Below are 10,088 nucleotides of genomic sequence, written 5' to 3' on the forward strand. Positions count from 1 at the left end.
AGTTTCATAAAAGTTTGTCTGGTGTGATGGGTAGGTGGCGGATACGTTTGCCTGTGGCGTGATATACTGCATTTGCGATCGCACCTGCTACGCCGACAATTGGTAATTCTCCTAAGCTTTTTGTTCCCAAGGTGTTGACGTGAGGATCATGTTCTGCGATAAATTCTACTTCTATGTTGGGAATGTCGGCATGAACGGGAATTAAATAGTCGGAAAGGTTTGCATTAATTATTCTACCAGTGTGAGCATCTATCACTGTTTTCTCCATTAACGCCATGCCAATTCCCCAAGTAATTCCGCCTATTACTTGACTTTTTGCTGTTTTTATGTTGAGGATACGTCCCGCACTGTAAACGCCGACGCAACGTCTAACTTTAATTTCGCCTAACAATTCGTCAACTGCTACCTCGACAAATACCGCACCAAAGGAATGTTTAGCATATTGTTTGCTGTCTGGGTTGGGTGCGGTGGTTTCAGTGACTTCTAAACTTTCTAAGCCATGACGTTGTAAAATCTCGGTGTAGCTGTCGCGTTGTGATGGTTGGGATTTTGAAAATATCTGTCCTGACTCTACGCTGATATCTTCTAGTTTACAACCATAAAGCGGTGAGTTTGAGTCTGCTATTGCCATTTGAATTAATCTTTCTCTGGCAGCAGTCGCCGCTTGATGTACAGCCGGGGACACACTCGCTACTGTGATAGAGTTACCTGTAATGGGTGCTGTGGGTAAATTACTGTCACCTAGTCTAAAGTTAATTGGTTGCTTGGTTATGTCTTCACCTAACCCCCTAACCCCCTTGTCTACAAGAGAAGGGGGAATATGTAGAGACGTTGCATGCAACGTCTCTACATTTGTGGAAGAGGGGTTTTCCTCTGTTTGTGAATAGTAAGCTAAACCTAACGCTTCAGCTGCAACTTGAGTCATGACTGTATAAGTACCAGTACCGATGTCTTGCGTTCCAGTTTGTACGCTGACTTCCCCTGTGGCGAAAAGTTCGACTTTTACGGTTGCAGTCATGGAATTTGTGGGAAATGTTGCACTCGCCATTCCCCAACCTATGAGGAAGTTACCATCTCGCATGGTGCGGGGTGTCGGGTGGCGTTTTGACCAGCCGAAAATTTCTGCACCTTTTTGATAACATTGTTTTAGGGATTTACTTGACCAAGGTAAGCCTGTATGGGGGTCAATATCTGCATGGTTGCGTAATCTAATTTCTATCGGGTCAAGATTTAAGGCATAAGCTAGTTCATCTATTGCTGATTCTAAGGCAAACATCCCTGGTGCTTCTCCCGGCGCACGCATAAATGTAGGTGTACCTGCATTTATCCGCCCTAACCGATATTTTACTTCTAAGTTGGGACAAGCATACATCATGGTAGTTGCTGCACCTACGGGTTCGACAAACTCCTCAAACATGGAAGTTAAGGATGTGCCAATGTGTTTGATTAAGGTAAACTGTCCTTGTTTGGTTGCGCCTAGTGTCAGCTGTTGGTGAGTTTCGGATCTATAGCCACAGTTAGTATACATTTGCGATCGCGTTAGTACAACTTTCACCGGACGCTGCACTTGACGGGAGGCGATCGCCGCTAATATAGTATGAGAACGTAGCAAGGCTTTACAACCAAACCCGCCACCTAAGTATTTTGAGATAACGCGGATATTTTCTGGTGGTAGGTTCAGCACCTTTGCCAAACTTTTTTGTGTGCCGGAAATACCTTGCGTCGTTTCATATATAGTTAAATTATCTCCTTCCCAAAAGGCGATGGTGGCAGATGTTTCTAAGGGGTTATGATGTTCTGTTGGTGTGGTGTACACCTGTTCAATTAATATATCTGCTTGTGCTTTGCCGACTGCAATATCGCCTCTGGTAATTCTACCGGGCATGATGCCGAAAAAGATAGATTCTGGCTCAAATACTTCTGGTAGTGCTTGCGCTATTGTGACTGTCGGCGTTGCTGCTTCGTAGGTGATGTTTACTAGGGTGGCAGCATATTCAGCTTGTTCTAAGGTTTCGGCGACGATAATAGCCAAGGGTTGCCCATCGTAATGAATGATATCATGTTTTTCTGGTTGTTGATCTGGTTGCTGGGAAAAAAAGGGGATTTTGATTAAGTCGGGGGTTTGCTCATAGGTGATGATATCGACTACTCCAGGGGCAGCTAGGGCTGGGGTGGTGTCTATGGTGGTTACTTGACCTTTGGCGATCGCGCTTCTCAATATTGCTCCATAGGTGAGGTTTTCTCTGGGTATATCGGCTGTGTATTCGGCTTTTCCTGTGACTTTTAGGTTGCCTTCTACTCGGTTTAGGGGTTTTCCTATGATTTTATTCATGTCTTTTTGTGGGGTGTTGGGGATTTATTTGGCTCACGCAGAGGCGCAGAGTCGCAGAGAGAAGAATTAGAGAAATTTAAACTTTTCTTCTCTGTTTCTCTGCTTCTGGAGGGTGATAATATAATACTTGTTATTCGCTGAGGGCGCGGAGTATGGCGCGTTTTAGTAGTTCTATTTTGAATTGATTATGTTGTTGGGGTTTGGCTTGTTTTATTGCTAGTTCTGTTGCAAAGTTTAAGGTGTTTTGGTTGAGGGGTTTATTTTGGAGAAATTCTTCTAGTTCCCACGCCCGCCAGGGTTTTGTTGCTACTCCGCCAAAGGCTATTTTTGCTGTTATAATTGTTCGGTTTTCTATCTCTAAGGCTAGGGCTACAGATACTAAGGCAAATTCATAGGCGGCTCTATCTCTGACTTTTAAATAGTTGGAGTTTCTACTACAATTATTGTTAGGAATTTCTACAGCTACAATTAATTCTCCCGGTTTTAATAGGGTTTCTTTGTGTGGGGTGTCTCCCGGTAAGAGATAAAATTCATGAATGGAAATTTGGCGTTCTTTTTCTAGTCCTTGAATACAAATAATTGCGTCTAATGCTGTTAAGGCTACTGCTAAGTCTGAAGGATGAACAGCTATACAATGTTCGCTTGTTCCCAAAATGGCGTGCATTCGATTATAGCCGTTTATTGCTGCACAGCCTTCTCCTGGTGTGCGTTTATTACAGGGAAAAGCTGCATTACGAAAATACGGACACCTGACTTTTTGTAGTAAGTTACCTCCTACAGTCGCCATGTTTCTCAGTTGGGGTGATGCGCTTTGATTAATTGCTTGGCTGATGACTGGGTAGTGTTTTTGAATATCAGGATGTAATGCTACTTCTGTGAGTCTGCACAATGCACCTATTCTAACTCCGGTGGCGGAAGTTTCAATTTTATTTAAGGGTAAGCTGTTAATATCAATTAATGTTTCGGCTGTCTGAATTCTATCTTTCATTAAGCCTAATAAATCTGTTCCTCCGGCTATAAATGCGGCTGTTTTATCTTCGGTTAAGGTGATGATTGCCTGTTCTTTAGTTTTAACTTTAGCATAACTAAATGGTCGCATCTTCTATTCCTTTGACTACTTCTTTAATTGCTGCTACAATATTTGGATACGCTCCACATCGGCAAAGATTACCACTCATTTTTTCGCGAATTTCTGCCTCTGATTGCGGTATTTGTTCGGCTAACATTCCTACGGCTGAAATTATTTGCCCGGATGTACAATAACCACATTGAAAGGCATCATGGTTAATAAATGCTGTTTGCATGGGGTGGAGTTCGTCATCTTTGGCTAATCCCTCGATGGTGGTAATTTCACTGTCAATGTGCATGATTGCCAAAGTCATACAAGCGTTAATTCTCCGACCATTTACTAATATAGTGCAAGCTCCACACTCGCCGCGATCGCAAGCTTTTTTAGTCCCCATCAAACCTAACTTTTCCCGCAGCGCATCTAGCAAAGTTACGCGAGGTTCAACTTTCAAGGTGTAGGAGGCATCATTAATTAGCAATGATATCTCTACCTCCTCTGGACTGAAGATTTTTAATTGTTCCTCGCCCAATTTATTACTTATGATAGATGATTTTTCTTTATTCATAATTTATTTTGTGTCTATCTAATTATCTTCATTATCTCTCTTTTGGAACTGAATTTTTCCGGCATTTTTAAATAACTTTTAAAATATAGTATTTAAAAAAAATGCCAAACAAACATATAAATCCCCAATTATTAAGCCAAAAAGTTGCAATTATTGGTGCTGGGCCTGGTGGTTTAGCGGCAGCGATCGCTCTTGCAAATCTGGGTTTGGATGTGCAAGTATATGAAAAAGCTCAAGATTTGCGTCCGGCTGGCACTGGTTTAGGACTATCTCCCAATGGCTTGAATTGTTTAGAAGCCATATCACCAGGAATTATCAACGCCCTCACCAGTTGCGGTTGTCTGGTGCGTCGGGCGGTTGTCAAAAGTATGACGGGAGAAACCATTAAAATTAACCCCACCACCTTCTCAGAGAAATACGGACAGCCTTTGCTAACTGTTTGGTGGTGGCGATTACAGCAAACTCTAGCATCTAGATTATCATCAGCAATTATTCACCTGAATCATCGTTGTATCGGCTTTCAACAAGATGAAGACGGTGTAGAAATCTATTTTGAGCATGGTAAAACAGAATATGCAGACTTGCTCATTGGTGCAGACGGGTTACACTCCGCCGTCAGAGAAACGTTATTTAGCGAGGGTAAGCCGAATTATCTCGGTAGTATGTGTTGGCGTGCCGTCGTTGAATATCATCATGAACTGTTTGATTCCTATGACTTAGTGTTTGTCAAAGGCAATCAACAATTTATGTTTCTGCTGAATGTGGGAGGCGGTTACACCAGTTGGATTAGTCGGAAATTTATACCTAATTATACACTTTCTCAGAATGCAGAGCAAGTCAAGGCAAGGATTCTTGATGAATTAACAGGCTGGGATGAATCGTTTCGGGCGGTGGTAGAAGCCACACCAGCCGGACAAATTTGGGAGGGGCCGATATGCGATCGCCCACCGTTAACCCACTGGAGCAAAAATCGAGTTACACTGTTAGGTGATGCTGCCCACCCCATGGCCCCAGCAATGGCGCAGGGTGCAAACAGCACCTTTGAAGATGTCTGCGAACTACAAGCTTGTTTATCTCAAGCTGCCAGTTTGACAGAAGCTTTAACTACCTACGAACAACGCCGCATTCAACGTACCAGCCTCATTCAAGCCCGTAGTGCAGTAGGTGAGATGCGATACTACGATATCGACGCTGTGAAACAAACCCAAGAACAAGCCGCACCCAGTCATGATAGTTTTCCAGACTGGCTTTATAGTTACAAACCACCTGCTGTGTTATGAAGTTTATTTCTGAATAGATAAAACAAGTATTTTGCTAAATTCTTGAGAGTAACTATAAATGCACGTTATCAGCCGCAGAATTTTGCGGGACTTTTGTCAGGCACACACAGATGTCTGTGATGCGCTTTATGATTGGTACAGGGTAGCCACTAAAGCTGAATGGAAAAATCTGATTGAAGTTCAGGCTATTTATCCAAAAGCAGAAGCGGTTGGTAACTTCACAGTGTTTAATATTAAAGGCAACAACTACCGCTTAATTGTTGATATTGTTTACGAAACTCAAAGAATTTATATTAAATATGTCCTAACTCACGCCGAATATGATAAGGATAAATGGAAAAATGACCCGTATTTTTAATCCTGAATCTTACGGTAAGTTGTTAGCTGAGTATCAACCAAAAACAATTACCACGGAAGAAGAAAATGAACAAGCAATCAAACTGGCTTTAAGCTTAGAACATCGTCCCAATCGTACACCAGAAGAGGAGATGCTGTTGGAACTGCTGGTAACGTTAATTGAGAAGTTTGAGGAAACGCATTACCCTATTCCCCAAGGTACACCCAATTCGATGTTAAGGCATCTCATAGACGCACGCGGCATTACTCCAGAAGCATTAGCTGAGGTAATTGGATCTTTGGAAGTTGTACGAGAAATTATAAATGGCGATCGCACCATAAATCAAGCAGAAGCAAAATTACTGGCGGATTATTTTCATGTAGATGTCAGCTTATTTACATAAATCTAATTATACACATATAGAAATTGAGTTTTAGGTTAGGCTAAACCCTGTAACTGGGTCGCCCCCAGTCAAAAACGCCGTTGTTTGATTAAAGTTTGGTAGGCTAAACATCAGTAGTTTAACGCTACCAATTCTTACATAAAAGTACCGAAATATTGCTAACTCGCAGCCAATTTACCCCAACCGACGTAAGGTAACTTCGCCGCAGTCGTCCGAATTTGCTCAGAATTTGCCACCAACTGACCGCAAGCATCCCAAGCACCGGAAACAAAGGCGGTTCTCGTTCCTTCACTCATGGTGACAGGGGCGGTAAAATCACCTACTTGCACCTGTAAAGTTTCTAAATTCACTGTCACAGGGGTTTGGGGATTAGCTGCAACTAATTCTTGCAGTTGTTTCACCGTCACCGCATCAGCTATTAAACAAGGTACACCGATCGCTACACAATTACCAAAGAAAATTTCCGCAAAGCTTTCACCGATCAGGGCTTGAATACCCCATTTAGATATTGCTTGGGGTGCGTGTTCCCGCGATGAACCACAGCCAAAGTTACGGTTAACAATTAAGATATTCGCGCCTTGATATTGGGGTTGATCAAAGGGATGCTGACCATTTAAAGCGGTGCGATCGTCGATAAACGCCGCTTCACCCAAACCATCAAAAGTAACCGCTTTCAAATACCTCGCGGGGATGATGCGGTCTGTATCAATATCATCACCCACTAAAGGTATACCACGTCCAGAAACTTGTTTAACTTCACTTACCATATCAATTCAAAATTCAAAATTCAAAATTCAAAATTCTTTGCACCAGCGTCACGAAGTCAAGCATGGGTACTGGGGATTGGGGGCTGGATTTTGCCCCCTGTTCCCCTGCCTTTTAGAGTAAGTCGCGCACGTCGGCAACTTCACCTTTAATTGCTGCTGTCGCTACCATTGCGGGACTCATTAGCAGGGTGCGCCCGGAAGCTGAACCTTGTCTACCTTTAAAGTTGCGGTTGGAGGAAGACGCACTAATTTGTCTACCTTCTAGTTTGTCGGGGTTCATTGCCAAACACATGGAACAACCGGGTTCACGCCACTCAAAGCCGGCAGCTTGGAAAATTTTGTCTAATCCTTCCGCTTCTGCGGCTTGTTTGACTCTTTCTGAACCAGGAACTACAAAGGCTTTCACTCCCGCCGCTACACTCCGACCTTGGGCGATTTTCGCTGCTTCTCTTAGGTCGCTGAGTCTGCCGTTTGTGCAGCTACCAATAAAGCAGACATCAATTTTAGTGCCTTTGATGGGTTGACCGGGATATAAATCCATGTAGCGGTAGGCTTCTTCGGCTACGAAGCGGTCTTCTTCTGCTAGTTCTTCCGGTTTGGGTATCAATTGATTTACGCCGATACCTTGTCCGGGGGTAATTCCCCAGGTGACTGTCGGGGGAATATCCTCAGCTTTGAAGACTACAACATCATCATATTCGGCATCGGCATCACTCTTGATTGATTCCCACCAAGTCACTGCTTGCTCCCAGTCTGCACCTTTGGGGGCAAAGTCTCTATTTTTGAGATAATTGTATGTGACTTGATCGGGATTGACATAACCGCATCTAGCACCGCCTTCAATGGCCATGTTGCAGACTGTCATCCTTTCTTCCATGCTCATCTGCTCAAAGGTGGTTCCGGCGTATTCGTAGGCGTAACCTACACCACCTTTTACGCCTAGGGTGCGGATGATGTGTAAAATTACGTCTTTGGCGTAAACGCCAGGGTTAAGCTTGCCGTTAACTTCTACTCTGCGGACTTTGAGTTTAGATAATGCTAAGGTTTGGGAAGCGAGAACATCACGCACTTGGCTAGTACCGATACCAAAGGCGATCGCACCAAACGCCCCATGACTAGAAGTGTGGCTGTCTCCACAAGCAATCGTCATTCCTGGCTGGGTGAGTCCCAATTCTGGGGCGATGACGTGGACTATCCCTTGGTTGCCTGAGCCGATATTATAGAAGGTAATGCTATTTTCTTGGCAGTTGGTTTCTAATGCTTGGATCATTTCTTCCGCCATGCGATCGCTAAAGGGACGCGCTTGATTATCTGTCGGTACGATATGATCCACGGTGGCGACGGTTCGCCCTGGAAATAACACTTTTAGTCCTCTTTCCCGTAACATGGCAAAGGCCTGGGGACTGGTAACTTCATGGATTAGGTGTAGTCCAATAAATAGCTGTGTCAGCCCTGAAGGAAGTGTACCAACAGTATGTAAGTCCCAAACTTTATCAAACAGGGTTCCTTTGCTCATAGGTAAATCGTTAGGTAACGAGTCAGAGTTTTTATCGTATCAAAAAAAGTCTCGGTTTTACTGTTTGGGGTTAGGAGAAAGAGGAGAGGATTTAAACGCAAAGGAGCGCGGAGGTAAACGCAGAGGTACGCGGAGTGGTGAATGTTTCTATTTGGCAGGGTTGGTGAAGGTTTAGGGTGTGTTGCGAATTTGCCGATAGCGGGCTTCTGTTAAGGAATAGATGCCGTAGGCAATTAAACCCAAGGCTACTAAGCCTAAAATCCAAGGGCCGAAGGGTTGTTTTCCTAGGGTTGCTAATGCTTCTCCTAATCCTTTGGCTTCACTTGCGTCAGATTGATGGGCTGCTTGGATTAAGAATATACCAATAATACTAAAAACGATGCCACGGGCTGCAATGCCAAATCTACCTGCGCGTTTTGCCCATATTCGCTCTTTGATAGACATTTCTTGCATTTTCAAGTGACGGAGAAATTTACATTTATATGCTTTGTATAGGTAATAAATACCAACACCAATCACGATTACCCCCACTAATCCCACTAGAAATCTTCCAAAGGGTTGAGCTAGCAATTTTGCTGTCCAGTCTTCAGTTGAATTACGATTACTACTACCCACTCCCATAATTAGCTGTACTGCTGCTAATGCTAAACCTGCATAAGCTAAAGCACTGAATGTATAGCCTAAACGTTTGGCTATTTGTTTTTTACCTGTTTGACGGGAGCTTTCTGGGTTAAAAATCGCCTGTACTAAACGCCAAAGTACGTAACCAATCAAACCAACTGTCAGAATACTTAATAAAAATTTTCCGAAGGGTTGGGAGACAATTGTTCTGAGTGCGCCACTGGTATCGGTAGTTCTACCACCCAGTCCAAATGCTGCTTGTGCTGCCAGGAAACCTACAACAAAATAAACTACTCCTTTGGCAGCATAACCCAATCTCGCTAAACGCTCAAATACAGGATGAGCAACTGCTTGTTTGACTGGTTTTTGAATATTAGAAGGTAAGTTATTTCTTGTCATGTTTTTAATATTTTCCTAATACTAATTAGATGGTTTATTCGGGTAAAATGATGAGATATTTGCCTTTTTTATTTTCTTTTTTGTTGCCTCTGCCATAACCACAGTCCAAAACTAATAATAATTATCACTAAGACAACCAGAGAAATAGGACTGAGGTATTGTTTCACTATCTGATAATTTTGTCCTAATATATAGCCGGCATAGCTTAATAAGCCTACCCACAAAACTGTGCCGAATGTTGAGTACAGCAGAAATGGGATTAATGACATTTCTTCTAAGCCAGCCGGAATAGAAATATAAGTACGAATACCAGGAATTAGGCGACCGAAAAAAACTACAGCCCCACCGTAATTTCTAAACCAACGCTTTGATTTATCAAGATCATCCCCAGATAAAGTCAACCATTTACCATACTGATTGACCCATCTTCTTAACCTTTGCTCGCTAACTAACTTGCCTAGATAGTACCAAGGCAATGCACCGATTATTGAGCCTATAGTCCCTGCCAAAATTACCCAAGGCAAGCTTAATTTACCCTGCTGGACAGTGAATCCTGCTAAGGGCATAATTAATTCTGAAGGTATGGGAGGAAAAATATTTTCCAACAACATGAGGAAGGCTATACCCAAATATCCCATCCCAGAAATAATATTAGTAATCCAATCAAGCATAAAGTTTTTATCTACAGGGTAAAATGAAGCCAAGAAATAGCTAATCAAGTTTGCTGATGGCTGCACTTATTGATAATTCTGCTGTTATTGAGGTTTGATTATCACCTGCCGAGTGAGGTAATTTCTGA

The 10,088-nt window shown here is 42.9% G+C and carries 10 protein-coding genes; 3 read left to right on the forward strand and 7 right to left on the reverse strand.

Features of this window, described 5'->3' with window-relative positions:
• Positions 1 to 4: 4 nt before the first annotated feature.
• From AACS98_RS09040 to AACS98_RS09050, 3 genes are all read right to left on the reverse strand, one after another.
• Positions 5 to 2,332, reverse strand: a complete 2,328-nt coding sequence (locus AACS98_RS09040; RefSeq protein WP_066378563.1) for a xanthine dehydrogenase family protein molybdopterin-binding subunit — start codon at positions 2,330 to 2,332, stop codon at positions 5 to 7.
• 130 nt (positions 2,333 to 2,462) lie between these two features.
• Complete coding sequence (locus AACS98_RS09045; protein WP_066378565.1) at positions 2,463 to 3,431, reverse strand: FAD binding domain-containing protein; 969 nt, start codon at positions 3,429 to 3,431, stop codon at positions 2,463 to 2,465.
• Complete coding sequence (locus AACS98_RS09050; RefSeq protein ID WP_157087503.1) at positions 3,418 to 3,966, reverse strand: (2Fe-2S)-binding protein; 549 nt, start codon at positions 3,964 to 3,966, stop codon at positions 3,418 to 3,420. Before AACS98_RS09050 ends, AACS98_RS09045 begins: the two co-directional genes overlap by 14 nt.
• A 101-nt stretch (positions 3,967 to 4,067) precedes the next feature.
• On the opposite strand from AACS98_RS09050, the gene AACS98_RS09055 reads away from it, so the two are divergent.
• From AACS98_RS09055 to AACS98_RS09065, 3 genes are read left to right on the forward strand one after another with little or no spacing between them, the layout of a single operon-like run.
• On the forward strand, positions 4,068 to 5,246 hold the full coding sequence (locus AACS98_RS09055) for an FAD-dependent oxidoreductase (protein ID WP_066378568.1): 1,179 nt from the start codon (positions 4,068 to 4,070) through the stop codon (positions 5,244 to 5,246).
• Positions 5,247 to 5,304: 58 nt separating this feature from the next.
• Entirely contained in the window at positions 5,305 to 5,604 is a 300-nt protein-coding gene (locus tag AACS98_RS09060) for a type II toxin-antitoxin system HigB family toxin (protein ID WP_066378571.1), read from the forward strand.
• Positions 5,588 to 5,986, forward strand: coding sequence for a helix-turn-helix domain-containing protein (locus AACS98_RS09065; RefSeq protein WP_066378574.1), 399 nt, complete (start codon positions 5,588 to 5,590; stop codon positions 5,984 to 5,986). Before AACS98_RS09060 ends, AACS98_RS09065 begins: the two co-directional genes overlap by 17 nt.
• Before the next feature lie 158 nt (positions 5,987 to 6,144).
• On the opposite strand, the gene leuD is transcribed toward AACS98_RS09065, so the two are convergent.
• From leuD to AACS98_RS09085, 4 genes are all read right to left on the reverse strand, one after another.
• Positions 6,145 to 6,753: a 3-isopropylmalate dehydratase small subunit gene (gene leuD, locus AACS98_RS09070; protein WP_066378575.1), complete on the reverse strand. Its 609-nt coding sequence runs from the start codon at positions 6,751 to 6,753 to the stop codon at positions 6,145 to 6,147.
• 112 nt (positions 6,754 to 6,865) lie between these two features.
• Entirely contained in the window at positions 6,866 to 8,269 is a 1,404-nt protein-coding gene (gene leuC / locus AACS98_RS09075; protein ID WP_066378576.1) for a 3-isopropylmalate dehydratase large subunit, read from the reverse strand.
• A gap of 171 nt (positions 8,270 to 8,440) precedes the next feature.
• On the reverse strand, positions 8,441 to 9,289 hold the full coding sequence (locus AACS98_RS09080; protein ID WP_066378585.1) for a DUF1206 domain-containing protein: 849 nt from the start codon (positions 9,287 to 9,289) through the stop codon (positions 8,441 to 8,443).
• A 68-nt stretch (positions 9,290 to 9,357) separates the two neighbouring features.
• Positions 9,358 to 9,960 carry a DedA family protein gene (locus tag AACS98_RS09085; protein WP_066378679.1) on the reverse strand — a complete coding sequence of 201 codons (603 nt, stop codon included), beginning with the start codon at positions 9,958 to 9,960 and terminating at the stop codon, positions 9,358 to 9,360.
• Between the last annotated feature and the right edge of the window lie 128 nt (positions 9,961 to 10,088).

Origin of the sequence: Anabaena sp. CA = ATCC 33047, assembly GCF_963870205.1 — a bacterium.
Lineage (GTDB): Bacteria > Cyanobacteriota > Cyanobacteriia > Cyanobacteriales > Nostocaceae > Trichormus.

Coding starts and splice junctions, on each gene's coding strand:
- AACS98_RS09055 (WP_066378568.1), top strand. CDS start 4,068: ATGCCAAACAAACATATAAATCCCCAATTATTAAGCCAAAAAGTTGCA.
- AACS98_RS09045 (WP_066378565.1), bottom strand. CDS start 3,431: ATGCGACCATTTAGTTATGCTAAAGTTAAAACTAAAGAACAGGCAATC.
- leuC (WP_066378576.1), bottom strand. CDS start 8,269: ATGAGCAAAGGAACCCTGTTTGATAAAGTTTGGGACTTACATACTGTT.
- AACS98_RS09040 (WP_066378563.1), bottom strand. CDS start 2,332: ATGAATAAAATCATAGGAAAACCCCTAAACCGAGTAGAAGGCAACCTA.
- AACS98_RS09065 (WP_066378574.1), top strand. CDS start 5,588: ATGACCCGTATTTTTAATCCTGAATCTTACGGTAAGTTGTTAGCTGAG.
- AACS98_RS09085 (WP_066378679.1), bottom strand. CDS start 9,960: ATGCTTGATTGGATTACTAATATTATTTCTGGGATGGGATATTTGGGT.
- AACS98_RS09060 (WP_066378571.1), top strand. CDS start 5,305: ATGCACGTTATCAGCCGCAGAATTTTGCGGGACTTTTGTCAGGCACAC.
- AACS98_RS09050 (WP_157087503.1), bottom strand. CDS start 3,966: ATGAATAAAGAAAAATCATCTATCATAAGTAATAAATTGGGCGAGGAA.
- leuD (WP_066378575.1), bottom strand. CDS start 6,753: ATGGTAAGTGAAGTTAAACAAGTTTCTGGACGTGGTATACCTTTAGTG.
- AACS98_RS09080 (WP_066378585.1), bottom strand. CDS start 9,289: ATGACAAGAAATAACTTACCTTCTAATATTCAAAAACCAGTCAAACAA.